Origin of the sequence: Rossellomorea aquimaris (assembly GCF_020172085.1) — a bacterium.
In the GTDB taxonomy this organism is placed as follows: Bacteria; Bacillota; Bacilli; order Bacillales; family Bacillaceae_B; genus Rossellomorea; species Rossellomorea aquimaris_E.
Window position 1 is genome coordinate 36,541 of record NZ_JAIVAT010000005.1, and the last position, 25,550, is coordinate 62,090.

The window sequence follows — 25,550 nt, forward strand, 5'->3', positions numbered from 1 at the left end:
GATAAGCGTCCTTTCTCTTATAAAAAATTATATTGTCTCGATATAATCGGTAAGAAGTGAGATGGCAAAATCGATGGCTTCTTCGTTCGGGTTTAATTTCGAGTGATGGAGACCATATGCGGAATCGACTCCAAGCCAGAACATAAAACCTGGTATTTCCTCAAGCATATATCCAAAGTCTTCACCTGTCATCGCCTCTTTACAGATGATCAGCTCTCGGTCCGTATCCCTTAAGAACGACATAAAATGATTGGTCCATCCTGGATCGTTGAATACCTGCCGGTACATGCTTCCGTAATTGACTGCGATATCACAGTCATAGCTTATTTTCATTCCTTCAATCAACGCTTCCAGTCGCTTTTTCACATTGTCCATAGACTGTGTGGAAAGGGTACGGATCGTCCCTTCAAGTCTTGCCGTTTCGGCAATGATATTCTGGACCGTTCCGCTTTCCATCTTTCCTACCGTTATGACCGCACTGTCCAACGGATCGACATTCCGAGAGACGATGGACTGCATTTGTGTGACAAAGAAAGAGGCCACCACAATCATATCTTTGGTATGATGAGGATAGGCAGCATGCCCGCCTTTTCCTTTAAAGTCAATAAATAATTCCGACGTATTGGCAAAAAGAAGCCCTTCTTTGACGGCAACCTTGCCCACTTCGTATTCAGGGGCGATGTGAAGGGCGAAGATGCAATCAGGCTTCCATTCCTTCATGATATCACTTTGGAGCATCGGCTCCGCCCCACCCGGTCCTTCCTCTGCAGGTTGGAAGATAAATAGAAGATCATCTTCTATCGGGTGGTGTACAAAATGAGTGAGAACTCCCAATTCAATCGTCATGTGAAGATCATGTCCGCAGGCATGCATCCTCCCTTCATGTGATGAAGGAAAATCCAATCCCGTTTCTTCCTGGATAGGAAGTCCATCAATATCCCCACGGTACCCGATCGTCCTTGTAGGATTAGTACCATGAACCTTAACAAAAATCCCTGTCTTCCAAGTCTTAATTTCTAATCGGTCAGCTGGCAGACCGGATATATAATTCAATAAGTATTGCTGTGTCTTAAATTCTTGAAACCCCAGTTCCGGTATTTGGTGGAGATCTCTCCTGATCGACTTAAAGTCTACGGTTGTCATAAATACCCTCCTATTATGAGAAAAAACATTGATAGATCGTGAATAAGTGACCTTACAAGAAAAGAACAGACGTCATCCGTCCGTTCTTTCTTAAATCATGCTATTGATAGTTCGAATTACAGTTGACGTAATTCTTGTTTAATTTCTGTCTTTGATTTGGTTTTATCATCGATATCCTTCAATTTCTTTGCAGGGGTACCTGCGACAACCGTATAAGGCGCAACATCGTCTACGACTATCGCACCGGCTGCTACGACAGCCCCTTTTCCGACGGTTACACCCTCAAGCACAACGGCATTGGCACCAATGACTACGTCATCCTCAATGACCACAGGCTTTGCAGATGGCGGTTCAATGACGCCTGCAAGGACAGCTCCTGCACCAATATGACAATTCTTTCCTACTGTTGCACGTCCACCAAGTACAACGTTCATATCGATCATCGTTCCAGCTCCTACCACTGATCCGATATTGATCATTGCACCCATCATGATGACGGCATTGTCACCGATTTCCACTTGATCGCGAATGATTGCACCTGGCTCAATGCGGGCTTTGACCCCTTTTAAGTCAAGTAGGGGGATTGCAGAATTGCGACGATCATTTTCGATTACATAGTCTTCGATTTTATCTTTATTTTCATCAAGAATAGTAGAAAGTTCACTCCACTCTCCAAAAACAACACCTGAAGTGCCTTGAAGGAACGTCTGTGAGGAACCGAAGTCGATCCCGTCCAAGTTCCCTTTTACATAGACCTTTACAGGCGTTGACTTTGTACTATTTTGAATAAAAGAAATAATTTCGTTTGCATCCATCATGTTCATAAGAATTCCCTCCGTAATTATGTATAAAATTCAGAATTCGTTTCTTGAATTACTTTATCAAATTAAAGGGTGGAAGACAACCCATAATCGCGAATACTATGAGTTTTCCTGAATGAATTCGTTTACAACTTCCACAAAGGCTTCCACTTGTCTTAGTTGAAAGGCCGACTCGTAACCGAGTAACCAAGTGTCACGATGGATGAGTGAATTATGCTCATCCATCAAAGGGATCTTATAAATGTCTTGTTCCATCCCGTCCAACGTAATGGCTGGTAGAATGGCATAGCCGATCCCATTCAGGGTCATCTGCTTACACGTTTCAATTTGATCTACCACTATCGTCCGTTTAGGTGTTGTCTGAAACTGACGATGCCACCAGTCCTGTATTTCCTGATAATAATTGGAGTCACTCTTAAATTGGATAAAGGGCCGATCTGTTTTCATCACCTCATCTATGGACTGAATCTCCCTATCCACCAGGTACAGAGTATCCTGAAACAAATGGTGTTTCGGCCCCTTCCAGTCGGGTGTTCCCCTGATGATACCAATATGGACCTCATCTTCATAAATGGCTTTAAGAATTTCACTGCTCCACCCTGTCATTAGAGAGATCTTTGCATGGGGGTAGGTATCAACAAAGCGTTTTAGAACCTTTGGCAGCCAATTCTGACCTACGATTGAAGCACAGGCAATTTTCAGTGTTCCGTGCACTTCAAACTCAAGAGCCTGAATCCGCTCCTTCACACTCTCTTCTTTAAGGAGCATCTCATCTGCAAGTTTCACCACAAGCTCCCCAGCAGGTGTAAGGGAAAGACCTTTTTGTGAACGAATAAACAATTTCGTCCCCCATTCCTTTTCAATCGTCTGGAGCCTCTGGGACAATGCTGGCTGCGATACAAATAATCGTTCAGCGGCTTTCCTCATATTCATTTCCTGTGCCAGTACATGGAGAAGTTGATATTCCGAAAATGCCATTTTTTCACCTTCATAAGTTTTTCTTATATTATATCTTAACTTATATAAAATTTCATTATTGGTGCAATAGGAATATACTGAGAGTAACAGGAAATGAGGTGAGAATCAGTGGAAGTGATCTTATTTTTTACCGGGTTGGCAGTCGCTTTAGTTGGTACACTTGCAGGCAGCGGTGGACTGATCGGCATGCCCATCATGCTCCTCATCGGATTGCCTATTCATACAGCCATTGCAACAGCTAAGTTTTCGAACATTACTAGTTCACTTTCGAGCTTTGTTTATTTAGTGAAAGACAAAAAGGTCACATGGAAGGAATGTATTCCGATTCTTCCCATAGCACTGGCCGGGGGGCTGTCCGGAGCCTTTCTGTCGGATAAAATCCCCCCTTTCGTCCTAGAATGGATGGCATTCTTCTTTCTTATCATTGCACTATGCTTAAGTCTCTTGAAAGGATTCCAATTAAAGGAGACTAAACGGAAAGACTTTAGAATCTTCGGCTTTTTGTATTTCATTAGTACGTATGACGGACTATTCGGACCAGGTCAAGCAACCATGCTGATGTATACTCACTTATTTCACGGACAGTCTTATTTAAAATCAGTTGCACTCACCCGTTTTCAAACGTTCTTCAGTTGTCTCGGTGCATTTATAGTGTATTTCCATAATGGCCATGTAGAATGGGGTGTAGCCCTCCCATTTGCGCTTGGTGCTCTCATCGGTGCACAATTCGCTGTAAGATTGGCAACCAGGTTATCCTTACGTCATGTACGAATTCTTTTAAACATATTGACCTTCATTCTTATTCTCCAATTAGGAAAAAGCCTATTCTTCTAAGACACAGGTACAAATGAACAAATAAAGAGGATGGCAGCCTGCCACCCTCTTTGTTATGTCGTTATGTAACTGCCTTAAAGGATTTAATCCCTTTTGAACAGCTGACGTTGAAGCTGTTTTAACACAACTCTCCTGGTCATGATGCCTTCAAAATATCCATCATCGGACACCACGCATAAAAATGGGTGATCGACCAATAATTCCAAAGCCTTCTTGAAGTCGGATTGTAGTGAAACCATTGGAACATCGCTTGTCATAACTTCTTCTACTTTTTTGGCTTCCAGTTTTTCAAACTCAAAGCGTTCGAGACCAAGAATGGAATCGGTGATTAAACTAGAGCTGATCAAACCTTGAAAGCGAAAAGTCGGATCGAGAACAGGGATGGCTGAGTAACCACTCTTTGTGAGCAATAATAACGCATGTTCCAGGGAATTCCCTACTTGTACATGAGCTACTTTCTCAGAAGGAATAATAAAATCCTTTATATTCGTTTCTAATAACTCCTTGCTACTCATTGAAATCATCTATAACCCCTCATTTAGAAAATATGAATTTAGTGCCAAGCAGACACTATTCATTTTAACATACTGGAAGAAAAATGTATGTTTTGACGATTGACTAATAGACCAAAAAAGATAACCATAATGGTTACCTTTTGTTTCGATTAATCTTGTTGAGCTTCCTGTAGAAGTTCAAAAATCTCAATGGCCGTGATGTCTATGTTATCGAAAGGAAAGCTGTTTCCTTTTTCATTCATGACTTCGATTTCGAATGTATCCTGTTTAGGAAGATACTTTACCTCACAGATTTTCTTACCATTGTATTCAAAAAATCGTTGTTGAGTTTCCCCTTGTTCACCTTGCTCTTGTAATGATTTTAATCTTTGTATAATTCCAAGAAGCTGAGACATAATCACTCTCTCCTTTCCTGATCTAATTCTTGGTCATAGCTTTTGCATTGTACCAGATAATATCCTGTTTAATCTAATGTTTTGTCCTTTTTTCTCAAAAATTCCTTTATAATGAAAGGGAATAACATTCTTATTTCACCGAAAGGATTGGTTTGATGAGTGTATACCCTATTGATTCCCGAATCTCAATCGTCGACTTAATGGATTTATCATTTAAGGAACGCACAGGCAGTTATATTTTGGACGAAGAGGCACTGACCATTATCGAAACGTCTGCCAGTCCTTCAATATCTCATCTAAAAAAAGGTCTCTCTAAGTTAAACATTAATCCTGAAGATATTCAATACATAATTTTAACCCATATCCATCTTGATCATGCTGGGGGAGCAGGGCTTTTCTTAAAGGAGTGCCCTAATGCGAGTATCATTGTTCACCCGAAAGGAAAGCGTCATATCGCAAACCCTGCACGTTTGATTTCAGGTGCAAAAGCGGTTTACGGGGAAAAATTCGATGAACTGTTCAACCCGATCATACCTATCCCCGAAGAACGGATCCTGATCATGGAACATGAAGAAAAGCTGAATCTGAGTGATTCATGTACCTTAACGTTTTATCATACGCCGGGTCACGCCAACCATCACCTCAGTATCTTTGATTCTGCTTCAAATGGAATGTTCACAGGTGATACGTGTGGAATTCAATATTCCCTTGGATCGGAACGTTTTTATTTCCCCTCAACCTCGCCCAATCAGTTTGATCCGGACAAGATGAAAAGTTCCATCAACATGTTTAAAGACCTTGATCTGGACCGTTTATATTTTGGACATTATGGTGTGACGGAGGATGTATCGTTCGCCCTTTCAGAAGTAGATAGATGGCTCGATCTTTTCATGATAATGAGTGTGGAACTGTATTCTTCCCATGTTACAATGGAGCAGAATGTAAAGACCATTACTTCTGCATTGAGTAAACGGACAAGAAAGGAAATGGTGCAAAGAGGGGTTGATCCCGAGAACCCAATTTTTACATTGTTACAGCTCGATATGAACGTTTCTGCAATGGGAATCGTAGATTATTTAAATAAACAGCATAAAGGAGATCATATAAAATGAAGGAAGTCACACTATATTCTCAACCGGAATGCCCACCTTGTGAAGTGGTCAAGATGTTCCTGAAAGAACAAAATGTGAAATATAAAGAAGTGAACATAAAGGAAGATGCTCAAGCTAGGGATTATCTTATCAACCACTTAAAGGCTTATTCCACTCCAACCGTAACGATCGGTTCAGAAGTGATTTCAGGCTTTAATTTGGAAGCCCTAACAACTGCTTTAACAAAATAAGGGCAGCAAAACATAAAAAGCAGGCCAGGTTCCCCATGTGCATGGGAACCTGGCCTGCTTTCATATTTTATCGGGATTGTACAAAATCAGGTACATCATATGTGATCGCTGACACTTTCCAGGTACCCTCTTCTTCACTCAACACCACAGCTTCTATACCTTCTACGCTCTCAATCGGTCCCTCCTCTTCATTTGTACGTTCCTCCCAAATATACCAATGGCCATTTATGTACTTCACATTGGTGGATTCATCGTAGCTGAAAAACGGAATATAATAGGAGGCAAAATCAGAGCCAAATGTGATAAATCCTCCGTCTATTTTATAAACATTTTCACTCATAAAGCTTTCTGTCATATCGGCGGTTAAATATTTTGAAAGTTTGCCTTCGATCTTTTCTTGTGATTGTGGTTTTTCACTCAATGATACTTGAGTGCGAAATGCATTTTCTACAACAGTTAATGCGTTTTCCTTCGTGAACTCTGATGCTTGTGTTTGCCCTGCCTGTCCACTTGCTGCTGAAATGATGCCGATGATAAACAACAATAACCAAAACTTTTTCTTTTCCATTTGCATTCCCTCCTTTAAATACTAGATGAAATTATTGTAGCAACGGAAAAATGTCGATGGGATACGATTCATTCGTTAAATCGTAACAATGACTGACATATTTTTTGGTTTGGTTGTAAAATTCCCCCTGCTTCTGCCGATCAAACACATTTTACAGTGGTACATTTAACCAAAAAAGGATGCTGCACAATGTTCATGCAGCATCCTTAATATCACGATAAATATCGAATGGACCAGTAGATTATGAATAATGTAATCAAAATGGTCCCGATTAGAATAGACAGGAACACGGGATTCCGAATAAAAGGGTGCTCCTTTACAACGTCGGGAATATCTGTATCAAAATCACCCTTCAATCGCTTCTCCTGGCCGGCCAACTTAAAGGTATACACCAACGAATAACCGGCAAGCGCCAACACAATCAAGGCAAGCACAATCATAAAAATACTCATCTTAGCCCCTCCTTACAAAATGTCCTTAAAGTTAATTTGTCCCAACAACAGAAGGGTATACAAAGAAAAGCGGAGGGGCTTTGCCCAGAGGCGACAAGCATAAGGCGAACCTGCCGGAAAGGCGTTCTTTGCCTTTTTGGCAGGTTTGACTTATGACCTCGAGCCTCTAAGCCCCGAGCTGGACATTTCGAAAAGCGGAGGCGGCTGGGTCAGGCCCGACAAGCATAAGATGAATGGGCCGGGAAGGCGTTTTTTTGCCTTCTTGGACCATTTAGCTTATGACCTCGAGGGCCTAGCCGCCGGAGCTGGACATCTCGAAAAGCGCAAGGGGCTCGCACTGGGGCGACAAGCATAAGACGAGTCACCCGGAAAGGCGTTCTTTGCCTTTTTGGGTGACTTGACTTATGACCTCGAGCCCCAAGCCCCTGGAGCTGGACATCTCGAAAAGCGGAGGCGGCTTACTCATGCCCGACAAGCAACTTAAAAAAGCAAACCGTCCTCTTCAAATAAAAATTCATAGGAAAGGTCCATGAAGAGATATAGACCATTTCCAAATGGATACGAATACGTTCTGATGGATTCACCTGAATCAATGTCACTATAGATATCAGATAATAATCCTTTTTTGTCAATTCTCATCCGGATGATATTCTCAAGGAAGTATGGGCGCCAGCTCCAATTCTTTCCTTTGTACATTGGTTCTACCACCCATTTTTGATCGGATTTCACCACATTACTCGTTACTTGAAACCCATTCTCATCACATATATAAAGTCGGAAGCATTTATCCGTAAATTGCTTGGCCATCTCAAAAAGGAGATCATCAAATTCTACACTCTGTTTTTTGATCATCATTAACTTCTGACTGACTTCTTTATGGAGGACTTCTGCGAATTCATATCCCGCTTCCAGATGCTTTTTTTCATATCGGATATAATCCTGACACTTTTCCTTCAATTTCTCCTTGAGAAGATCAGGTTTCAAAAAGGAGGCAGACGGATGCTTTAGATAGAATCCCTGATAATATCGGCCACCATTCAACCAGGCAAACTGGAGCTGATAGTTGATCTCGATATTTTCGAATAAAAGGGATGCCCCGATTTTCCTGGCAAGCATCGATAAACTATATAGAATATCTTTATACGCTTTATTCCCCGCGTCATTACGCAGTTGATATAGGTCTACTTTTAAAATGTCGGGGGAATAGTGGGAAAGCCGATCCAATTGGCCACTGTTACCGCCAATGTTATCGATGGCAATTTTAATGCCATATGTTTTGTAATAGAGAAGTAGATGGACCAATTGATCAAAGTCCCCTACAAATGTTTTTTCAGACAGTTCAATGACCGTCCGGTTCAAATCCAACCCTTTTTTTTCATGATCCAATAGAAGCTCGAGGAAAGACTCGCCGTGGTCAAGCATAAGTAATCGCGCATCCCGGTTTAGGAATATGTAACCCTCTTGTTTCTCTACTAAGAATTTTTCCAGTGCCAGACGAGTGACACGCTCATCCACTTCAATTTTATACTCATCGGGTATTTCCTCATCACCGAAGAATGGGCCAAGGCTTTCAACCTCATCATTTCCTGTAACCATTCTTCCCAATACCTCGTAACCGATGATTTTATGTTCATCTGCACTGAAGATCGGTTGAAAGTACGGAATCACTTTATCTATATTGGTTAATACTTCTAATGCATCCATTCGTACTCCCCCACCTACACTCATGTTTTTTGCATAATTATAACACAATTATTCTGTTTATTTAAAAAAGAAAACACGAAAAAGCCTTCCCAACCCTGCCACTTGGACAGGATTGGGAAGGCTTTATGAAGACAAGAATTGCCTCTCCAATAGATTAAAATGGGAATTGATTCAGCCACTGACCTCCATCCATGGTAATGCATTCCCCGTTAATATAAGCCGCTTTTTCAGATGCGATGAAATAGGCAAGACCTGCTATTTCTTCCGGTGTCCCCAATCGTTTTAGTGGTACACTGTCAATGGTTCTTTTTGCGGCTTCCTCTGAGATCCAAAGCTTCTCAGCCCCACCGGTCCGTTCAATAGGTCCCGGGGCAATCGCATTCGTACGAATACCGTATTTATGACCCCATTCAACGGCAAGGGTTCTTGTGAGCGATAAAACACCGGCTTTTGCTGCGGCCGAATGAGCGACACCTGCTCCCGCATTCCAGGCATATGTCGCAACCATATTAATGATGGATCCCTTTTGACCCTGTTCAATCCAATAGTTCCCTACAGCATGTGAACAAAGAAAAGTTCCATTCAATACGATATCTATGACGGACTTCCATCCATTCGGTGTAAGTTTCTCAACAGGACAAATAAAGTTTCCAGCAGCATTGTTGATGAGCACATCGATTTTCCCGAATTTTTCAGCCGTAAACTCAACCATTGCCTTGACATGCTCTTCTTGCCTTACGTCCATCTGAAATACTTCAATATTCCCTTTTAGAGATGAAAATTCTTCCTTCACCGCTTGAAGTCTTTCCTCATTCCTCCCAGTGACGACTACACTTGCACCGGTTTCAACGAAATGCTTCGCCATATATTTCCCCATACCATTTGAACCGCCTGTTACAATGACAACTTGCTCTTCTCCCATATGTAACTCCCCCTTGTTAATGAATGAATACTCACTCATATATTATCATATAAAATCGTATTACAACCATTATTACGAAAAAAAAGACTGATTTTTAAGAAAACACTGTTTTCTTAAAAATCAGTCCAATAAAGCTAACCTTCCGGGTTGTTTACAATGAGTTCGTGTAACTGTGCTAATGCTTTGATAATGGTTTTATTTCTTTTATATCCTTTTGCTTCAACGGAAACATCGTTATACGTAACAACTACCTGACCTAAAGATCGAGGAGATTTAAAGCCGGATACATACACGTTAATCGTTCCTCTTTCGGTTGGGAGGAAGAGGATATCCATACGTTTTGTCTGATTCATAATCCCTCTCCTTTTTAAAGCATTCGAAACCGTGATCCATATTTAAAGCGATGCTTACGCATTCCATCTATGAACCTATAACTCTCCTCACTTTAAAATAAGTCATAGGAATCATTCTGTCAAACAATTAGCAGGATCATCTCTGGTCATTCAGGATGTAAGAATATCCCGAGAGCTCTCAACATCATCACATAAGAACAAATTGCTGCTGTTCGATTTCTTTCGGCCCTATCGGTTTACTAAAGAAATACCCCTGTGCCTTCTGGCATTTCGCTTCCTTCAAAAAGTCGACCTGCCCCTCACGCTCGACTCCTTCGGCAATAACCTCAAGCCCCAGGCTATGGGCAAGGTGAATAATGGTGGTCGTAATGGCAGAGTCCTTCTGGTTCATGCCGATCTCCTTAACGAAAGACTGATCGATCTTTAATATGTCAATCGGGAACCGTTTCAAATAATGGAGTGAAGAGTAACCCGTCCCAAAGTCGTCCACCGATATGAATATTCCCAGGTTTTTAAGTTTTTTCAGCATTTTTAACGTTTGCTGTGTGTCTTGCATGGCTCCCTCAGTAATTTCAATCTCTATACAGGAAGCAGGTATTGAATAGGTTGATAAGTAGAAATCGATCGTGTCCACTAAATGCTCATGAAGGAATTGTTTGGGCGAAATGTTGATTGCCACGCGTACCGACCTGTACCCTTTGTTTCTCCACTTTTGTAATTGTATACACACCTGCTCAAGTACCCATTCGCCAATTTGGTGAATCAAACCGGTTTCTTCTGCAAGTGGGATGAACTGAGCTGGTGACACGAATCCAAACTTTCGATTATTCCATCTGATCAAAGCTTCAAAACTGTCAATCGTTCCGGTTGATAAATTGACCTGAGGCTGATAATGGATGAACAACTCTTCTTTCTCTATTGCTTTTCTCAAGTGGGATTCCATAATTATATGGTTTGGAAAACTTGATTTCATGTGCGTTTGGTAGAAAAGGTAATGTGCCCTCCCCTTTTCTTTCACCTCAAACAATGCCTGTGCTGCTTTTTGGATGAGTGAGTTCGAGTCATATCCATCTGCAGGATAGCGGCTTATACCAATGGAAGGAGAAATGTAAAACTCCTGGTTCTTTACTGTAAAAGGGTCGATGAACAAAGACAGGATTTCTTTTGCCTTCGTTTTTGTATCGTCAAAACTACTATTCTTCAATAGGAAGAGAAATTCATCTCCTCCCTGCCTATATAGTAAGCAGTCTTCATTCGTAAGGGTCATCAGGCGCTCGGTGATTCTTCTAAGAAGGTGGTCTCCCCCCTTCAAGCCAAGCGTGTCATTCACAAATTTGAACCGATCTATATCCAGATATAATAAAGAAAGTTCAACTCCTCTTTCTTCCATATTGTGAATGATTAAGGGGATATGTTCATCCAGTGCCTTTCGATTCCAAAGACCAGTCAATTGATCATGCATAGCCATATAATGAATCATTTCATTTTGCATATGATTGGCCGTGATATCTTTCACGATGATATAGCAACCATCACACTTTTCATCTACCACGATGGGTACCATTTTCAATTGTGTTATTTTATCCTCACCCGTTTCATTCATAAGCAGACAATGATCGATCGAAGAGGGATTACCCTGTAACGTTTTATAAAGATACTCGGTTAACAGCGCCTTATTTTGAGGATGGAACAAGTCAAATAACTCCATATTGACGAGTGTTTCTTTTGCATAGCCAGTCAGTGAGCTTCCTGCTCCATTGGAATCGGTGATGAACCCATTTGAGTCAAGTATGAATATGGCATCCAAATTATGTTCGATGATCGATTTGTATCGTTCCTTCGCCCTTAACAAATGTTTCTTTTCTTCCATTGAGGGTGTAATATCCCTCGTGATCGAAATAACATACTCTATTTGACCCTGTTCAGTCTTGATTGGAGTAAGGATGGACTCATTTATCACACTATTCCCATTCACATTATATACATCCTGATAGCTGATCCTTTTCCCTGTCTCCACCAATTCCACATATTTCTTCATTAAGTCATCAGCCATTTCTCCCGGAATCACTTCCTCAAGAAAACGTCCCATATCCTCCTGACGGATCGATGTATAACGTTTGGCAGACTCATTTACATATACATATTTAAATCTTCTTCCGTCTTCTACTTTCATTATGAAAACCATGTCGTGAATATGATCTAATATTATTTCCTTCAATACCCTGTCCAGGAACTTCCGGTCTTGATTAATGGTATTTCTTTCTGTCCATTTCATGGATTCGTCATCCTTCTATGCTTATGAATTTATAAGAATCATGCACTGACTCCATTTTACTCATTCATCCAAGATAATCCTACATTCTTGTAAGAATATTCGTTCTACCCCCATTCTTCCCTCGTCCTTTTCACCGCCCAATATATATGAGACAGGCGCACAGGTTAATCATAATCCATAGACTAAATATAGAGAGAGGAGGTTTTTTACGATTATGTATCGACACGCATATTACCCATACAGAAGCTATCAACCCTTTAGAGGAGGCGATCAGCGCTTCTTCCCATTCTTCGGACTACCATTCTTAGCCGGTGGCTTAGCGGGATTGGCCATCAGTCCATTACTTTTTAACAGACCATGTTATGGTCCTGCATGCTACCCACCTTATCCGCCTTATGGAGGGTATCCTTATCCTGGATATCCACAACCCTATGGAGGTAACAATTTTCAATCATCACCGTATAACCTTACGGAGAATATTAATATATACCCCGGAAAATAATCAAAAGGCTCGCCTAATTCTGCTTGTATTAGGTAGAGCCTCTTTGTTGTTATCCTTCTCTATCCCTCTAAAGCTACAGAATTACCTACAATCAACAATCTATATCCAAAATGATAAACTCCCCACGGTACCTTTCCAATCTAAGGAAAAGGGGTTATAATGGGAATGAATACATTAGAAAGGAGCCAATAACTTGAGAAACACTAGTAAATCCACCCCTTCTTCCACATCCGTCATTACCCTCTCTCAAGCTATTTTCACTGTGAATCGTCATGCGAAAACAGCAGGTAACCCAAAATACTTATATTCTTTAAAAAAACGAGCCTTAATGAAGATGATCCGGGAAGGTAAGGCAAAGAAAGTTGGACTCCACTTCTCTAGAAACCCAAAGAATAGCCAGCAACAGTCTGACGTTTTGGTTGATTGTGGAGAATATACGTTTCATCTTCCACCAACAAAGGAAGATTTCAAAGAGCTTCCCCACCTTGGATCACTCGATCAACAATCAAGGAATCCTAAATGCAAAATGAGTTTACAGCAGGCAAAAGGAATCCTGGAGAAATATACAGGAATGTCGGATCATTCTGACCAGATACGAAAGACAGGAAAAAGCCAGTATCAAAAGCCCGTTTTTAAAAAGTTGGGCGACAGCTTCTTTTAACACCCTATGATTTTAGTACAGTAACGCGTATATTCTTTAAAGGGTTTTGACATTTGTCAGAACCCTTTATTCTATCCTTAGAGAATATACTGATCAATCTTTAAGATGAGCTCCGCAATTTCTGGTTTGCTGATTTGATCTTCCGCTCCCACCATCTCACCTTTATGTTTTAAATCATTGGTGATCAGAGAAGAGAAAATAATGACGGGCAGCGTCTTAAGCTTGGGATGGTTCTTAATTCGCTTGGTCAAGTGATGGCCATCCATTTGTGGCATTTCAATATCTGTCAAAACAAGTTGTACACTTTCCTTTACGCCTTTATTTCCCTCAGCAAGTGTTTCTAAATATTGAAATGCATCTGCCCCATTTTCAAAAAACTCCACATCTTCATAACCCGCTTCCTTTAGGGTGTCATGAAGGAGCTTCCGAAGTAAGGGAGAATCCTCTGCTGCAACAATTCTCTTGTTCATTCTCTCCCTGGGACCTAATTTTTTCACTTGATCTACTCTAATTCCTGTTTCAGGATTGATCTCAAGCATGATACTCTCAAAATCCAGCAAAAGGATCATGGATTCGTTCCGTTTAATCACTCCTATGATTCCTGAATGCACTCCTGAATACATTTCGGAAGGCTTTTCGATTTGGTTCCACGAAATTCGGTGAATCTGGGTAACGTTATGAACATGAAAAATGACTTTCTGTTGGTTGAATTCAGCTACTATGTATTTGGACTTTGACGTTTCTTCTTCTGCCACTCCAAGCACTCTTGCCATATCCACAACCGGTAAAACCTCTCCCCTCAATTGAACGATTCCCTTAACATGGGGATGTGAATGGGGAATCGGAATAACCGTCGTCGGCTGAATGATTTCCTTTACTTTTATCACATTGATTCCGAATTTATTATGTCCAACCTCGAATTCAACAATCTCGAGTTCATTTGTTCCACTCTCTAGAAGTATTCCATTTGATTGTTTCAATTGACTTCTTCCTTCCATACATTATTGCCATCCCTTTTTATATCGAACATTTACCCAACTTCTTTACAGGAACATATGAAAAAATCCACTCTATTCCATGATACTTTGCGGTAAATGATTCTCATTGATTATTATCGCCACACCTATACATACTAAATATAGGAGGTGTTAAAATAATGGATCGAAGAAATGTTGAAAATAAGAGCATGCCTGATTTTAACGATATTACTGACCACATTCTCCCTGCACAGAACACCATGCCCGTGATTGCTCTTGGAAAGAACGCGGACGGTAAAGATGAACCTGATGAACTTTCCTATATAGAAGGGCAAAAAAGCCGTAATCAAAGCAATGATGATTCACGTTCTTGATTATACAAATTAAAAAAAGCGATTGATCATGTTCCTATCAATCGCTTTTCTATCTATACCCCCCGCTTATTCCCCCATACAAGAGTATGGAGCTGAGGCAGGACGCGTACATTATTTAATTCTTCTCTTTCACATACTTTTTCAATAAGTGTTTCATAATCCAAGAGCAAATCAGATACCAGCTTGTCCGTATCCCCTTCAGAAACTGAAGGATTTCCTGTTTGGATATAGAAAGGGACATGTGGATATCGATGATGGATGCCTGTGGCATATTCCAGATCACGATCATTAAAGACAACCACTTTTAAGCTGAACTGTGAAGAATTCTCAGATAATCGATTAACGATCAGGTCAAGCTTCTCATAGTCGGTATCCATCCCCGAACTTGGCGGTTTCGGAGAGAGGGTAAGGTCACTAATATCATAAAACCAATCCTGCCATCTGCTTCCTTGAGTTTCAAGAGCAGATTCAATACCATTTTCACTTAATATGTCGATAAGCTCCTTCAGGTTGGCTAATAGGGCAGGGTTCCCACCGGAAATCGTTACATGTGAAAAACGATTTCCACCAATGTCCTTTAGTCTACTCCACACATCTTCAGCAGACAAAAGTTCTATGTCCTCTTTTGCAGATCCATCCCATGTAAAGGCTGAATCACACCAGGCACAGCTGTAATCACAACCGGCAGTCCGGACAAACATCGTTTTTTGGCCGATGACCATTCCCTCCCCTTGAATGGTAGGGCCGAACACTTCAAGAACGGGAATTTTCTTCATGATCGATTCCCCTTTGGTCTGTATATGACATAACTTGTGGGAGTCTCTCTTAAAAACACCTGAAGACACTTTGGCTGATGAGGAAGCGTGTCTAAATGCGACTGAATGATTTCCCACATGACTTTTGCCATCACTTCAGTTGTAGGAAATTCCATGCCTGAATTGGAGGTAAACATATCATCCTCATTGATCAGGGTGTGATCGAATCGTTTGTGAATCAGTTTTTTTATGTGTTGAAAATTAATGAGGAATCCAGAGTCATCGAGCTGGTCCCCACCGATGGTAATATTGGCAAAGTACGTATGTCCATGAACATTTTGGCAACTTCCTGCATCAACATGTGGAATATGGTGAGCCGCTGCAAAATGCATGTCTTTGTTTAATTCAAACTCATAGTGATGGTCAGGAGTAGGATAAATCTGTTGAATCATAGGCCCTCTCCTCCTTTTTTATCATTCACATATTCCTCAAGTCCCTTTTGTCTAAGTTCACATGCTGGACATTCGCCACAACCGCTGCCTTTCAGTCCGTTATAGCACGTAAGGGTATTGTCCTGAATATATTGAAAAGCTCCTAAATTGTCGGCCATTTCCCACGTCTGTGCCTTATTGATCCACATAAGCGGTGTATGAATCACAAATTGCTCATCCATAGAAAGATTGAGAGATACATTCAAGGATTTTACGAAAATGTCCCTGCAGTCAGGATAGCCGCTAAAATCCGTTTCACATACACCCGTTACGATATGTTTCGCTCCGATCTGCTTTGCCAGAATCCCTGCGAATGACAAGAATAATAGGTTCCTTCCTGGAACAAAGGTCGAAGGTAATTCCCCGTCTTTTTGGGTAATATCTTCATCCACTCTTGTCAATGCACTCGGTGCCAGTTGATTCAATAAACTCATATCCAATACATGGTGAGGCACATTCAGATCCTCTGCAATCTCTCGTGCACAGTCCAGTTCCGCAACATGTCTCTGACCATAGTTAAATGTCACAGCTTCTACTTCTTTAAATGCTTTCTTTGCCCAAAATAAACACGTGGTGCTATCTTGACCTCCGCTGAAAACCACTAACGCTTTTTCTGTGTTCATATATGGCTCTCCTTTCTTTTCTACAGGCTCTTTTGCCATGAAAAGAAGAAAGAGATTCTGTAAGACTCTATAATTCCGGCATTAAAACCGCCACTAACAAAAAATAACGACACCTAAGGATGTCGTTTTCCTTAGTTTTTTATAGAGGGTTGTGCTAGAACCTCTCGGGAATCGTCATTTATCCCAATTCTTCTTCTATTGTCCTCAACCAATATAACGTTTTTTCACAAAAAAATCTACATTTTGAACCAAATTTATATGATGGCAATCATGGAACAGTTGCAGAAATCACAATCCCTCCCCATAATAAAAAGAAATACAAATTCTTGGAGGGTACACCATGCTGGAAGAAATGATGAAATTCATCAAAGAAGTGGATAAACTGAAAACAATCGAGCGCCGAACGTACGTAAGCGATGGGAGCCGAAGAGAAAATAGCGGCGAGCATTCCTGGCATGTATGTGTGATGGCCATGACCTTATTTGAAGTGTTTGAACGAAAAAACGAAACAGATCTGTTCACATCCATTCAGATGCTGCTTCTACATGATATTGTGGAAATCGATGCAGGAGATACGTACGCTTTTGATGTAAATGGGTATTAGGACAAGCATGAAAGGGAAGTACGTGCTGCCGAGAGAATCTTTGGACTCCTCCCTGAAGGAGCAAGAACCAAATATAGGTCTCTATGGGAGGAATTCGAGGAGGGTAAAACAAATGAAGCTCTTTATGCATCAATCATTGACCATATTCAGCCTCTTCTCTTGAATATTTCTACTGAAGGAAAATCATGGATGGAGCATAACATTTATGCTCACCAGGTGTTAAACCGAAATGAATGGATAAAGGCTGCCTCCCCTACAATTTATTCACAGATAAATGAATGGGTTGGAATGGGCATTGAAAAAGGATGGCTTCTGAAGGAATAGTTATCAATAATAATCAGGTATTCCACATGGAATACCTGATTATTATTGATTATTTCAGACGAAGCAGCCTTCTACGCTTTTTGCGCCTTTTTGTGCCGAATCTGAGCCACCCTATTTTCATAAAGAAACCGAACATAATGAGTGCGATAATCCCCATGACCATGAGAACGATAAAATACCCACTTCGCTCATCCAGTTCAGGCATGTAGACAAAGTTCATTCCGTATAACCCTGCAATAAACGTAAGGGGCATGAAGATCGTCGTGATGACTGTCAGGGTCATCATGATGTTATTCATTTTATCCGAATTGATTGAAAGGTAATTATCACGTATATCGGATGAAAATTCCCTGTAAGACTCAAGCATTTCTACCAGTTTGATCAAATGATCATATACATCATTGAAATATAATTGTTCTTCCTTCAATGAATTTAACCTTCCGGAGTTACTGATCCGGTATAAAAGATCCCTCATCGGTACAAGGGTTCTCCTGAGTTTTGACATATCGTGACGAATATCGAATAATTCATCCATAAGGTCACTGTCGGCTTCTTCATTTGTATTATCCTCGGTCGTATTGAGGCGATCTTCAATCTTATAGACAAGGGGGAAGTAATCATCCACAAGTCGGTCTACAATTCCATGCATGATCTTAAAGGGACTCAGCTGTTCCCCTTCTTCCTTCATTTTCCCCCATAATTGATTTATCGCTTGGACAGGCTCTTTATGAAACGTCACGATAAACCTCGAATTCACGAACATATTTACTTCATGGGAATCAAGGCTTTTTGGATTGACTCCGTGCATAAGGACAAATATGTATTGATCATAGAAATCGAGCTTTGGACGTTGACTGAAATCGTCCAAACAATCCTCTATTGCGAGGGGATGAAATCGAAAATACAGTTTAAGTAACCGTACATCCTTCCCTGTAGGCTCAGAAAAATCCACCCAGTACCATTTTACGTCTTTTTCTTTTATTCTTGATAAGGGAACATCACTTTGTATTTCCCCATTTTCCATGATTACACTTGTTCGTATCATATGGATCTCCCTACCTGACTTATTTCAATTTATCAATTCCCTTTTTCTCCTTCCTTCAAACAAAACCCTTATAGAAAAGTATGAATTAGTGTTAAAATATGAATCAAATTACTAAAGTAGGTGTACATATTGGAACAGCATATCAATCCCCTGGTTAGGGACATCCAAATTTCAGGTATACGAAAATTTTTCAACATGGTGGCCGATATCGACGGCATGATTTCCCTTACAATCGGCCAGCCTGACTTTCCTACCCCACAACATATTAAGGATGCAGGGAAAGCAGCCATTGATGATAATTTCACTTCTTATACGCACAACGCAGGATTTCTCGAGTTACGCAAGGCAGCTTGTTCATTCGTTAAAGAGAAATATCGATTGCAATATGACCCTTTGACAGAGGTCATTGTCACAAATGGTGCATCCCAGGGAATCGATGTGATTCTTCGGACGATTTTATGCAGAGGAGACGATTGTCTCCTTCCAGGGCCCGTATATCCGGGATACGAGCCTATCATCAAATTATGTGGAGCAAATCCGGTCCATATTGATATTACGCAAAACGAATTCAAATTGGATGCCGCTCTCATCGAGGCACATTTAACCCCATCCACCAAATGCATCATCCTTCCTTATCCCTCTAATCCAACGGGGGTCAGCTTAACTAAGGAAGAACTGAAAGAGATCGCGGATCTCCTTAAGAGTCGTGACATCTTTGTATTGGCTGATGAAATTTATAGTGAACTAACCTTTGACGAGCCTCACTATTCCATTGCTGAATATTTAAGAGAACAAACCATCGTGGTGAACGGTTTATCAAAGTCCCATAGCATGACAGGATGGCGGATTGGCCTTATCTTTGCTCCTGAGTCCATTTCCAAACATCTTTTGAAAGTACACCAATACAATGTATCCTGTGCATCCTCCATCTCTCAAAAGGCTGCCTATGAAGCTCTAACGGCCGGGAAAGACGATGCATTCGAGATGAAGTCCGAATACAAGAAACGAAGGGACTACGTATATGATCGACTAGTGGAAATGGGCTTTAAGGGATTGGTAAAACCCCATGGTGCTTTCTATTTCTTTGTGAAAATCCCTGACAACATCCCATTGAACTCATTCGAATTCTCCCTGGCCCTTGCCCAGGAGAAAAAAGTGGCTGTGGTTCCGGGAGGCGCCTTTTCCCCACTTGGTGAGGGATTCTTCCGCCTATCCTATGCCTGCTCCATGGATCAACTGAAAGAAGGACTCAACCGGATTCAATCCTTTATCCAATCATAATGAGAGGGACGGACCTTGTTTCAAGGTCCGTCCCTCTTCTATATTAATCTTTATATTCACCATTGTTTTTTGATGCTTTTTCTTTTTTAGCTTTGTCTTTGTGAATTTTATTTGTAGCCGCGCTTCCTATTTCGTGGGCAAATTCCTCATTGATTTTTGAAGAATCGAATCCTTTTTTATTTTTTTGTTGTGGATCATTTTTATTTGTCCTTTTGGCCATTATCCATTCACCCCTTCATCTGTTGTGCTGAACCTTTGTCAGCTCAGCATATAATTATTATCCGACTTCAGCTGATGTACTATTCATAGGACATATTTTAGACAAAAAAAGAACCAACACAGATAACTGAGTTAGTTCAAAAAAAGGAAAAGGGGGTGTTAGTGAGAAATTAATCTCCAATTTCATGCTTAGTTATAGAATACCCGCTTTTCTGATTGATAAACCATTTTTTATTCTTTTTTTATAAACTTTTTTAAAAATGATATTACCCTTAAATTTGTGATTGTTTTTTGATTAGTGCCAAAAAGTTATTTTAGTAAAACACTTTAAAAAAGCGCTTTCATGAAGTATAATAAACGAGGGAATCCTGGGAAAAGAGGTTTTGCTATGTATATGAAAGAACAGTATGTCTTCAAGGATGACCATATACACAAAGCCGTTATCAGAAATTATACGGAAGATGATTTTGATGCCCTGATTTCAATCCAAAAAAAAGCATTTCCCCCACCTTTCCCCTCAGATCTATGGTGGAGTAAGGATCAGCTTATCCAGCATGTATTACATTTCCCATTAGGATCTATTTGTGTGGAAGTGGACGGAAAAGTGGTGGGTAGCATGACGAGTCTGATTGTGGATTTCAATCCTTCAGATCCCCATCATACATGGGAAGAAATGACCGATCACGGGTTTATTAGAAATCATAATAACAATGGAAATACTTTATATGTCGTGGATTTATGCATCGAACCTGACTACAGGGGATTTAAGTTAGGGAAGGTACTGATGGATGCCATGTATGAAATTGTCGTCCATTTACAATTGGACCGCTTACTGGGTGGCGGTCGCATTCCCACTTATCATAAAGTGGCCAAAACCATCCCGATTGAAGAATATATCAAGAAACTGACGTGCGGTGAATACAAAGACCCTGTCATCACGTTTCTATTGCAAACGGGTCGCATACCCTTGCGAGCAATCAAGGGCTATCTTGAAGACGAGGAATCGTGCGATTACGGCATTTTGATGGAATGGAAAAACCCTTTTAAATGATCGGTGAAACCATCTATTTTCTCTTTTTATCATTAAAAAAAGGATTGAAAGAACAATCAGCTCCTTCAATCCACGAAAAAGGGGGAAATGAGAATAAAAGGCCCAAAGGGTGTGCCTTGTCCTTATTCTTCATAAGTACAATACCCTCATTTCCTCCATCTAAACTTTATTTATTCCATTGATGTTGCTTTTTTTACGAGTGAAATAACCGCATCATTGGTGTCAAGTTGCAGTGCTTGTTCAGCCAGCTCTTTCATTTGAGCACGGTCCAACTGACGGATTTGAGAACGTGCACGCAGGATGGAAGTAGCACTCATGGAGAACTCATCCAAACCTAAGCCGAGAAGGATTGGAACAGCGATCTCATCGCCAGCCATTTCTCCACACATACCAGCCCATTTTCCTTCTTTATGAGCCGCGTCAATCACCATTTTCACCAAACGTAAGATGGCAGGATTGTACGGTTGATATAAGTAGGAAACACGCTCGTTCATGCGGTCGGCAGCCATTGTATACTGAATCAGATCATTGGTTCCAATCGAGAAGAAATCAACTTCCTTGGCGAAAACATCCGCCATGACAGCAGTCGAAGGGATTTCAACCATGATTCCAACTTCAATATGATCCGCCACGTTTGTTCCGTTTTCAAGAAGAGCATTTTTCTCTTCTTCAAGGATGGCTTTCGCGTCCCTGAATTCTTGGAGATTTGAAATCATCGGGAACATGATCTTAAGGTTTCCGAACGGGCTTGCCTTTAATAACGCTCTGAGCTGGGTACGGAAGATATCCTGCTCATCTAAACAAAGACGGATCGCACGGTATCCTAGGAACGGATTCATTTCTTTTGGCAGATTTAAGTAAGGTAGCTCCTTATCCCCGCCGATGTCAAGAGTACGTACCACGACAGGCTTCCCGTCCATGCCTTCTAATACAGCTTTATATGCTTCGTATTGTTCGTCTTCAGACGGTAACTCGTCACGACCCATATATAGGAATTCTGTACGATACAGTCCTACACCTTCTCCACCGTGATTTATGACTCCTTCTAGGTCCTTCGGTGTCCCAATATTGGCAGCCAGTTCAACATGCTCCCCATCCTTGGAAACGGTCGGTTCGTTTACAAGCTTTGCCCATTCAGCTTTTTGTTCTTCATATCGGGCATGTTCTTTCTTATACTGTTCGATGACTTCCGGTGTCGGATTAATATGTACTTCCCCATTTAATCCGTCAACGATGATCATATCACCATTTTCAACAGAGGACGTAATGGATTTAGTACCCACTACCGCTGGAATCTCCATTGAACGGGCCATGATGGCCGAGTGTGAAGTTCTTCCACCGATATCTGTTGTAAATCCTTTAACGAATTCGCGGTTCAATTGTGCCGTGTCTGAAGGAGTTAGATCCTCAGCAATCACAATCACTTCTTCTGTTACCATGCTTGGATTGGCAATCTGTACGCCCAGGAGATGTGAAAGGACGCGTTTCGTCACATCACGGATATCCGCTGCGCGTTCTTTCATGTACTCATTGTCCATGGATTCGAACATGGAAACGAACATATCCGCTGTTTCTTTAAGTGCAAATTCAGCGTTTACATTTTCTGATTTAACTTTGTCTTCGATTGGTGTCAGTAGTTCTGGATCGCTTAAGACAAGAAGATGCGCTTCAAAGATTTGAGCTTTATCTTCACCTAAATCTTCTCTAGCTTTATCACGGATCGCTTCAAGCTCTGATTTTGACGTCGCAATGGCTTCCTGGAAGCGTGTCACTTCCTCTTCAGCATTGGCTACGCTTTTCTTTTCAAAGCTTAAGTCAGGTTCAACCAAACGATACGCTTTCGCAATGGCAATGCCATTTGATGCCGCAATTCCTTTTAACAGACTCGACATTACTCAGCTAAACCTTCTTTGTTCAATGTTTCTTGCAAGCTGTTTAACGCTTCTTCTTCGTCGCTACCTTCAGTAATGATTGTGATTTCTGCACCTTTACCAACACCTAAAGACATAACACCCATGATTGATTTTAAGTTTACTTTCTTTTCTTTGTATTCTAGATGTACATCGCTGTCGAATTTGCTTGCCGTTTGAACTAATAGAGTTGCCGGGCGAGCGTGAATTCCTGTTTCAGCTGTAACTGTAAATGTTTTTTGTGCCATGTGAATCGACTCCTTCAATTATCTTGTTTTTGGTTGCTTCATAAAAGTAATGGATTATGAAGAAAACGTCAACTATTTCTAGTGATTAATCCATTGTTCCTATAAAGCTGTTCAATAAAAAAGAATAGCATGCAATGAGGATATACACAATTGTAAAGCTTGATTTTTTTAGTATTTCATAAATTTGCCACTGTTATGACCCTAATTATGTAAAATATGAGGTTTTCCTGTCATGCACTAAAGAAAAAACCGACCATCTTAGACTCCATCACACACATGCGATGGAATCATTAGTATGAGTCAGTTTCTTTATATCAATACTATTCTTTTTCTACCGTGTGGGATTTTGCCTTCATGAGGTTATAGCCGATTTTCGCCTTGATTACGGTTCCTTTCAAGGTCATTTCGTGATCTTCCGAGGTGTTAGTATACACATTCACCAAATCACATATACAGCGGGAAAACAATTCTGAGAGCTGCTTCAATTCTTGGACGCTTTTGTTACTATCACCTTTCATCAACTCTTCCATTACATCCATAGCCAGGCTCTTTACTCTCAGGGCCTGTTCTGTTTCATATTTCATATGGTACTCTCCCCTTCCAAGCAATCTTTCCTTTTTCTATCATATGACGGAAAAACTAGATTAGAACGGGTAGCTCTGTAACAATCATGGCTGAATATTCAATTGCGCTTCCTTTGTAAACAATTGCTTATACCCCAGCAGGATGAACAGGATTACAGTGAGTGCGACACTTCCAACAATGCCTAATAAGATGGCGATCTGATATTCAATGGCCACCAGGGGACTAATTCCCGAAAGAATCTGACCAGTCATCATCCCCGGTAAAAAAATGATACCCATTCCGAGCATATTATTAAGAGTAGGAAGGATCGCAGAATCAAAAGCGTTATCGACATAGGTCTTGGAGGCTGCTTTCGGGGTTGCCCCCAGCATCAAAGCTCCCTCAACTTTCTCTCTATGGTCTTTTAGTCCTCCTAATAGAGTATTGATGCCGAGTGTAATACCCGTCATCGAATTCCCAACAATCATCCCTGCAATAGGAATGAAGTATCTCGGCTCATACCATGGAGAAAAATGGATAACGACCATATTAAAGTAAAAAAGGCAAGCAAGCGTCCCTATGAATAAAGAGAACGCGGCAACCCCCTTCAGTTTTATATCCATTCCATACCTAACCTGCTTAAAGACATTCATAATGGCAAAAGCCTCCATTATCAAGATGATACTCAAGGTAAGCAGCGGGCTGGGATGATCAAAAATATATGTAAGTATGTACCCGGCGATAATCAATTGAATTGTCATCCGAAAGGAAGCGAGTATGATTTGTTTTTCCCTTGACACCCCTCGCCATTTCACGATGAACAGTAAGAGAAGAACAAATGCATAGGCTGCTATGAATCTCCATAATTCAATATCAATGATTCCTTTTTCCAATTTCATTCCCTCCTCCCTTATTTTGAAATCGTAATGATATCTTCCCCATATTGCTCAGCCACATTAGTAGAATGAGTCACCATAATGATGGTTCCACCATGCCCTTTTGCACACTCAATAAAGCTTTTCATCACTTCGATTTCTGTTTCTTCGTCAAGAGCCGATGTGGGCTCATCCAATAAATAGACGACCGCCTCCATCAATAATACGCGGCCTAGGGACAACCTTTGTCTTTCTCCGCCTGAGAGCTGATCTGAAGGGGTATCCAGAGGTTTATCGAGTTTAACGACCTTTAATATATTGATGAGATCCTCTCTCCCTGCCAGGGGCTTCTCTGAGAATACAAGGCCTTTTTGAAGATTTTCCTCTACTGTTGCACCGAATAATAGAGGGGTTTGAGAAATCATGACGGCTTCTCTCCTGTGCATGACGGAATCGACATCCTGTAACGGTTTCCCCTTATAAAGAACATGTCCCCTATCGGGTATATTCATTTTATTCAATAGTTTCAATAGAGTGGACTTTCCGGCACCACTTTCCCCGACCAGGCAGGTTGTTATGTGTTCGGAAATTTCCATACTGTCAATATGTAAGATATCTTTAAAATGCACGTCCCTTAATTCAAATAACATGAACAACACCTCCTCATCTTTATCATACCCATAGGGAGAAAAAATTAAAGAAGCTGATGACAGGATGACCATTCCTGTATTCATCAGCTTCTTC

Annotated in this window: 30 protein-coding genes, 1 pseudogene and 1 riboswitch; of the genes and pseudogenes, 9 read left to right on the forward strand and 22 right to left on the reverse strand. The window is 40.9% G+C overall.

From position 1 onward, the window contains the following. Positions 1 to 27: 27 nt before the first annotated feature. From LCL96_RS10400 to LCL96_RS10410, 3 genes are all read right to left on the reverse strand, one after another. Positions 28 to 1,143: an N-acetyldiaminopimelate deacetylase gene (locus tag LCL96_RS10400; protein WP_224941412.1), complete on the reverse strand. Its 1,116-nt coding sequence runs from the start codon at positions 1,141 to 1,143 to the stop codon at positions 28 to 30. A gap of 116 nt (positions 1,144 to 1,259) precedes the next feature. Next, a complete protein-coding gene (gene dapD / locus LCL96_RS10405) occupies positions 1,260 to 1,967 on the reverse strand; it encodes a 2,3,4,5-tetrahydropyridine-2,6-dicarboxylate N-acetyltransferase (protein WP_224941413.1) in 708 nt (235 codons plus the stop codon). A 96-nt stretch (positions 1,968 to 2,063) separates the two neighbouring features. Beyond that, positions 2,064 to 2,942 (reverse strand): LysR family transcriptional regulator, encoded by an 879-nt coding sequence (locus LCL96_RS10410; RefSeq protein ID WP_224941414.1) that lies wholly within the window; start codon positions 2,940 to 2,942, stop codon positions 2,064 to 2,066. 108 nt (positions 2,943 to 3,050) lie between these two features. Between LCL96_RS10410 and LCL96_RS10415 the strand changes: the two genes are divergently transcribed. Beyond that, positions 3,051 to 3,776 carry a sulfite exporter TauE/SafE family protein gene (locus LCL96_RS10415; RefSeq protein ID WP_224941415.1) on the forward strand — a complete coding sequence of 242 codons (726 nt, stop codon included), beginning with the start codon at positions 3,051 to 3,053 and terminating at the stop codon, positions 3,774 to 3,776. 83 nt (positions 3,777 to 3,859) lie between these two features. Here the strand turns inward: LCL96_RS10415 and cbpB are convergent, their stop codons facing one another. Further along, positions 3,860 to 4,300, reverse strand: a complete 441-nt coding sequence (cbpB, locus tag LCL96_RS10420; protein WP_224941416.1) for a cyclic-di-AMP-binding protein CbpB — start codon at positions 4,298 to 4,300, stop codon at positions 3,860 to 3,862. Between the two features lie 140 nt (positions 4,301 to 4,440). Beyond that, on the reverse strand, positions 4,441 to 4,686 hold the full coding sequence (locus LCL96_RS10425) for a YkuJ family protein (protein WP_034756109.1): 246 nt from the start codon (positions 4,684 to 4,686) through the stop codon (positions 4,441 to 4,443). 155 nt (positions 4,687 to 4,841) lie between these two features. Here LCL96_RS10425 and LCL96_RS10430 point away from each other — a divergent pair, with 155 nt between their 5' ends. After that, complete coding sequence (locus LCL96_RS10430; protein ID WP_224941417.1) at positions 4,842 to 5,798, forward strand: MBL fold metallo-hydrolase; 957 nt, start codon at positions 4,842 to 4,844, stop codon at positions 5,796 to 5,798. Continuing rightward, positions 5,795 to 6,028, forward strand: coding sequence for a glutaredoxin family protein (locus tag LCL96_RS10435; RefSeq protein WP_224941418.1), 234 nt, complete (start codon positions 5,795 to 5,797; stop codon positions 6,026 to 6,028). Before LCL96_RS10430 ends, LCL96_RS10435 begins: the two co-directional genes overlap by 4 nt. Before the next feature lie 67 nt (positions 6,029 to 6,095). On the opposite strand, the gene LCL96_RS10440 is transcribed toward LCL96_RS10435, so the two are convergent. From LCL96_RS10440 to LCL96_RS10465, 6 genes are all read right to left on the reverse strand, one after another. Beyond that, the gene (locus LCL96_RS10440) at positions 6,096 to 6,596 is read right to left on the reverse strand and encodes a DUF3993 domain-containing protein (protein WP_224941419.1); all 501 of its coding nucleotides are present in this window, start codon (positions 6,594 to 6,596) and stop codon (positions 6,096 to 6,098) included. Positions 6,597 to 6,808: 212 nt separating this feature from the next. After that, positions 6,809 to 7,048: a hypothetical protein gene (locus tag LCL96_RS10445; protein WP_224941420.1), complete on the reverse strand. Its 240-nt coding sequence runs from the start codon at positions 7,046 to 7,048 to the stop codon at positions 6,809 to 6,811. A 480-nt stretch (positions 7,049 to 7,528) separates the two neighbouring features. Then, on the reverse strand, positions 7,529 to 8,752 hold the full coding sequence (locus LCL96_RS10450; protein ID WP_224941421.1) for an EAL domain-containing protein: 1,224 nt from the start codon (positions 8,750 to 8,752) through the stop codon (positions 7,529 to 7,531). A gap of 154 nt (positions 8,753 to 8,906) precedes the next feature. Next, the gene (gene fadH, locus LCL96_RS10455) at positions 8,907 to 9,674 is read right to left on the reverse strand and encodes a 2,4-dienoyl-CoA reductase (RefSeq protein WP_224941422.1); all 768 of its coding nucleotides are present in this window, start codon (positions 9,672 to 9,674) and stop codon (positions 8,907 to 8,909) included. A 134-nt stretch (positions 9,675 to 9,808) separates the two neighbouring features. Further along, positions 9,809 to 10,027, reverse strand: coding sequence for a hypothetical protein (locus LCL96_RS10460; protein WP_224941423.1), 219 nt, complete (start codon positions 10,025 to 10,027; stop codon positions 9,809 to 9,811). A gap of 187 nt (positions 10,028 to 10,214) precedes the next feature. After that, positions 10,215 to 12,302 (reverse strand): EAL domain-containing protein, encoded by a 2,088-nt coding sequence (locus LCL96_RS10465; RefSeq protein ID WP_224941424.1) that lies wholly within the window; start codon positions 12,300 to 12,302, stop codon positions 10,215 to 10,217. Between the two features lie 214 nt (positions 12,303 to 12,516). On the opposite strand from LCL96_RS10465, the gene LCL96_RS23705 reads away from it, so the two are divergent. Further along, positions 12,517 to 12,804: a hypothetical protein gene (locus LCL96_RS23705; protein ID WP_412103568.1), complete on the forward strand. Its 288-nt coding sequence runs from the start codon at positions 12,517 to 12,519 to the stop codon at positions 12,802 to 12,804. Between the two features lie 193 nt (positions 12,805 to 12,997). Further along, positions 12,998 to 13,465: a YkyB family protein gene (locus LCL96_RS10470; protein ID WP_224941425.1), complete on the forward strand. Its 468-nt coding sequence runs from the start codon at positions 12,998 to 13,000 to the stop codon at positions 13,463 to 13,465. Between the two features lie 77 nt (positions 13,466 to 13,542). Here the strand turns inward: LCL96_RS10470 and LCL96_RS10475 are convergent, their stop codons facing one another. After that, positions 13,543 to 14,445 carry a chemotaxis protein gene (locus LCL96_RS10475; protein ID WP_318246417.1) on the reverse strand — a complete coding sequence of 301 codons (903 nt, stop codon included), beginning with the start codon at positions 14,443 to 14,445 and terminating at the stop codon, positions 13,543 to 13,545. 176 nt (positions 14,446 to 14,621) lie between these two features. Here LCL96_RS10475 and LCL96_RS10480 point away from each other — a divergent pair, with 176 nt between their 5' ends. Beyond that, positions 14,622 to 14,816 (forward strand): hypothetical protein, encoded by a 195-nt coding sequence (locus tag LCL96_RS10480; protein WP_224941427.1) that lies wholly within the window; start codon positions 14,622 to 14,624, stop codon positions 14,814 to 14,816. Positions 14,817 to 14,869: 53 nt separating this feature from the next. Here LCL96_RS10480 and queE read toward each other — a convergent pair whose 3' ends face one another. From queE to queC, 3 genes are read right to left on the reverse strand one after another with little or no spacing between them, the layout of a single operon-like run. After that, positions 14,870 to 15,592, reverse strand: coding sequence for a 7-carboxy-7-deazaguanine synthase QueE (gene queE, locus LCL96_RS10485; RefSeq protein ID WP_224941428.1), 723 nt, complete (start codon positions 15,590 to 15,592; stop codon positions 14,870 to 14,872). Then, entirely contained in the window at positions 15,589 to 16,023 is a 435-nt protein-coding gene (gene queD, locus LCL96_RS10490) for a 6-carboxytetrahydropterin synthase QueD (protein ID WP_224941429.1), read from the reverse strand. The genes queE and queD overlap by 4 nt, the downstream gene beginning before the upstream one ends. Then, entirely contained in the window at positions 16,020 to 16,685 is a 666-nt protein-coding gene (queC, locus tag LCL96_RS10495; RefSeq protein ID WP_224941430.1) for a 7-cyano-7-deazaguanine synthase QueC, read from the reverse strand. The genes queD and queC overlap by 4 nt, the downstream gene beginning before the upstream one ends. 125 nt (positions 16,686 to 16,810) lie before the next feature. Then, a riboswitch (PreQ1 riboswitch) is annotated at positions 16,811 to 16,855 on the reverse strand. A gap of 185 nt (positions 16,856 to 17,040) precedes the next feature. Here queC and LCL96_RS10500 point away from each other — a divergent pair. Next, positions 17,041 to 17,613 (forward strand): annotated as a pseudogene (locus LCL96_RS10500) (HD domain-containing protein). Between the two features lie 49 nt (positions 17,614 to 17,662). On the opposite strand, the gene corA reads toward LCL96_RS10500, so the two are convergent. After that, on the reverse strand, positions 17,663 to 18,658 hold the full coding sequence (corA, locus tag LCL96_RS10505) for a magnesium/cobalt transporter CorA (RefSeq protein WP_224941431.1): 996 nt from the start codon (positions 18,656 to 18,658) through the stop codon (positions 17,663 to 17,665). A gap of 129 nt (positions 18,659 to 18,787) precedes the next feature. Between corA and LCL96_RS10510 the strand changes: the two genes are divergently transcribed. Continuing rightward, a complete protein-coding gene (locus LCL96_RS10510) occupies positions 18,788 to 19,939 on the forward strand; it encodes an aminotransferase A (RefSeq protein ID WP_224941432.1) in 1,152 nt (383 codons plus the stop codon). 43 nt (positions 19,940 to 19,982) lie between these two features. On the opposite strand, the gene LCL96_RS10515 is transcribed toward LCL96_RS10510, so the two are convergent. Further along, positions 19,983 to 20,159 carry a hypothetical protein gene (locus LCL96_RS10515; protein ID WP_224941433.1) on the reverse strand — a complete coding sequence of 59 codons (177 nt, stop codon included), beginning with the start codon at positions 20,157 to 20,159 and terminating at the stop codon, positions 19,983 to 19,985. Between the two features lie 387 nt (positions 20,160 to 20,546). On the opposite strand from LCL96_RS10515, the gene LCL96_RS10520 reads away from it, so the two are divergent. Further along, complete coding sequence (locus LCL96_RS10520; protein WP_224941434.1) at positions 20,547 to 21,209, forward strand: GNAT family N-acetyltransferase; 663 nt, start codon at positions 20,547 to 20,549, stop codon at positions 21,207 to 21,209. Positions 21,210 to 21,379: 170 nt separating this feature from the next. Here the strand turns inward: LCL96_RS10520 and ptsP are convergent, their stop codons facing one another. The 5 genes from ptsP to LCL96_RS10545 form a co-directional block, all read right to left on the reverse strand. Continuing rightward, entirely contained in the window at positions 21,380 to 23,101 is a 1,722-nt protein-coding gene (ptsP, locus tag LCL96_RS10525; RefSeq protein WP_224941435.1) for a phosphoenolpyruvate--protein phosphotransferase, read from the reverse strand. After that, the gene (locus LCL96_RS10530) at positions 23,101 to 23,367 is read right to left on the reverse strand and encodes a phosphocarrier protein HPr (RefSeq protein ID WP_034756145.1); all 267 of its coding nucleotides are present in this window, start codon (positions 23,365 to 23,367) and stop codon (positions 23,101 to 23,103) included. Before LCL96_RS10530 ends, ptsP begins: the two co-directional genes overlap by 1 nt. Before the next feature lie 320 nt (positions 23,368 to 23,687). After that, positions 23,688 to 23,951, reverse strand: a complete 264-nt coding sequence (locus LCL96_RS10535; protein WP_224941436.1) for a hypothetical protein — start codon at positions 23,949 to 23,951, stop codon at positions 23,688 to 23,690. Between the two features lie 84 nt (positions 23,952 to 24,035). Beyond that, the gene (locus tag LCL96_RS10540) at positions 24,036 to 24,830 is read right to left on the reverse strand and encodes an ABC transporter permease (RefSeq protein ID WP_224941437.1); all 795 of its coding nucleotides are present in this window, start codon (positions 24,828 to 24,830) and stop codon (positions 24,036 to 24,038) included. A gap of 11 nt (positions 24,831 to 24,841) precedes the next feature. After that, positions 24,842 to 25,456, reverse strand: a complete 615-nt coding sequence (locus LCL96_RS10545; RefSeq protein ID WP_224941438.1) for an ATP-binding cassette domain-containing protein — start codon at positions 25,454 to 25,456, stop codon at positions 24,842 to 24,844. Positions 25,457 to 25,550: the final 94 nt, after the last annotated feature.

What these genes read in the sequence shown, in the direction of transcription:
- LCL96_RS10400 (WP_224941412.1), bottom strand. Translation starts at nt 1,143, where the DNA reads ATGACAACCGTAGACTTTAAGTCGATCAGGAGAGATCTCCACCAAATA.
- dapD (WP_224941413.1), bottom strand. Translation starts at nt 1,967, where the DNA reads ATGAACATGATGGATGCAAACGAAATTATTTCTTTTATTCAAAATAGT.
- LCL96_RS10410 (WP_224941414.1), bottom strand. Translation starts at nt 2,942, where the DNA reads ATGGCATTTTCGGAATATCAACTTCTCCATGTACTGGCACAGGAAATG.
- cbpB (WP_224941416.1), bottom strand. Translation starts at nt 4,300, where the DNA reads ATGATTTCAATGAGTAGCAAGGAGTTATTAGAAACGAATATAAAGGAT.
- LCL96_RS10425 (WP_034756109.1), bottom strand. Translation starts at nt 4,686, where the DNA reads ATGTCTCAGCTTCTTGGAATTATACAAAGATTAAAATCATTACAAGAG.
- LCL96_RS10430 (WP_224941417.1), top strand. Translation starts at nt 4,842, where the DNA reads ATGAGTGTATACCCTATTGATTCCCGAATCTCAATCGTCGACTTAATG.
- LCL96_RS10435 (WP_224941418.1), top strand. Translation starts at nt 5,795, where the DNA reads ATGAAGGAAGTCACACTATATTCTCAACCGGAATGCCCACCTTGTGAA.
- LCL96_RS10440 (WP_224941419.1), bottom strand. Translation starts at nt 6,596, where the DNA reads ATGGAAAAGAAAAAGTTTTGGTTATTGTTGTTTATCATCGGCATCATT.
- LCL96_RS10445 (WP_224941420.1), bottom strand. Translation starts at nt 7,048, where the DNA reads ATGAGTATTTTTATGATTGTGCTTGCCTTGATTGTGTTGGCGCTTGCC.
- LCL96_RS10450 (WP_224941421.1), bottom strand. Translation starts at nt 8,752, where the DNA reads ATGGATGCATTAGAAGTATTAACCAATATAGATAAAGTGATTCCGTAC.
- fadH (WP_224941422.1), bottom strand. Translation starts at nt 9,674, where the DNA reads ATGGGAGAAGAGCAAGTTGTCATTGTAACAGGCGGTTCAAATGGTATG.
- LCL96_RS10460 (WP_224941423.1), bottom strand. Translation starts at nt 10,027, where the DNA reads ATGAATCAGACAAAACGTATGGATATCCTCTTCCTCCCAACCGAAAGA.
- LCL96_RS10465 (WP_224941424.1), bottom strand. Translation starts at nt 12,302, where the DNA reads ATGAAATGGACAGAAAGAAATACCATTAATCAAGACCGGAAGTTCCTG.
- LCL96_RS23705 (WP_412103568.1), top strand. Translation starts at nt 12,517, where the DNA reads ATGTATCGACACGCATATTACCCATACAGAAGCTATCAACCCTTTAGA.
- LCL96_RS10480 (WP_224941427.1), top strand. Translation starts at nt 14,622, where the DNA reads ATGGATCGAAGAAATGTTGAAAATAAGAGCATGCCTGATTTTAACGAT.
- queE (WP_224941428.1), bottom strand. Translation starts at nt 15,592, where the DNA reads ATGAAGAAAATTCCCGTTCTTGAAGTGTTCGGCCCTACCATTCAAGGG.
- queD (WP_224941429.1), bottom strand. Translation starts at nt 16,023, where the DNA reads ATGATTCAACAGATTTATCCTACTCCTGACCATCACTATGAGTTTGAA.
- queC (WP_224941430.1), bottom strand. Translation starts at nt 16,685, where the DNA reads ATGAACACAGAAAAAGCGTTAGTGGTTTTCAGCGGAGGTCAAGATAGC.
- corA (WP_224941431.1), bottom strand. Translation starts at nt 18,658, where the DNA reads ATGATACGAACAAGTGTAATCATGGAAAATGGGGAAATACAAAGTGAT.
- LCL96_RS10515 (WP_224941433.1), bottom strand. Translation starts at nt 20,159, where the DNA reads ATGGCCAAAAGGACAAATAAAAATGATCCACAACAAAAAAATAAAAAA.
- LCL96_RS10520 (WP_224941434.1), top strand. Translation starts at nt 20,547, where the DNA reads ATGTATATGAAAGAACAGTATGTCTTCAAGGATGACCATATACACAAA.
- ptsP (WP_224941435.1), bottom strand. Translation starts at nt 23,101, where the DNA reads ATGTCGAGTCTGTTAAAAGGAATTGCGGCATCAAATGGCATTGCCATT.
- LCL96_RS10530 (WP_034756145.1), bottom strand. Translation starts at nt 23,367, where the DNA reads ATGGCACAAAAAACATTTACAGTTACAGCTGAAACAGGAATTCACGCT.
- LCL96_RS10535 (WP_224941436.1), bottom strand. Translation starts at nt 23,951, where the DNA reads ATGAAATATGAAACAGAACAGGCCCTGAGAGTAAAGAGCCTGGCTATG.
- LCL96_RS10540 (WP_224941437.1), bottom strand. Translation starts at nt 24,830, where the DNA reads ATGAAATTGGAAAAAGGAATCATTGATATTGAATTATGGAGATTCATA.
- LCL96_RS10545 (WP_224941438.1), bottom strand. Translation starts at nt 25,456, where the DNA reads ATGTTATTTGAATTAAGGGACGTGCATTTTAAAGATATCTTACATATT.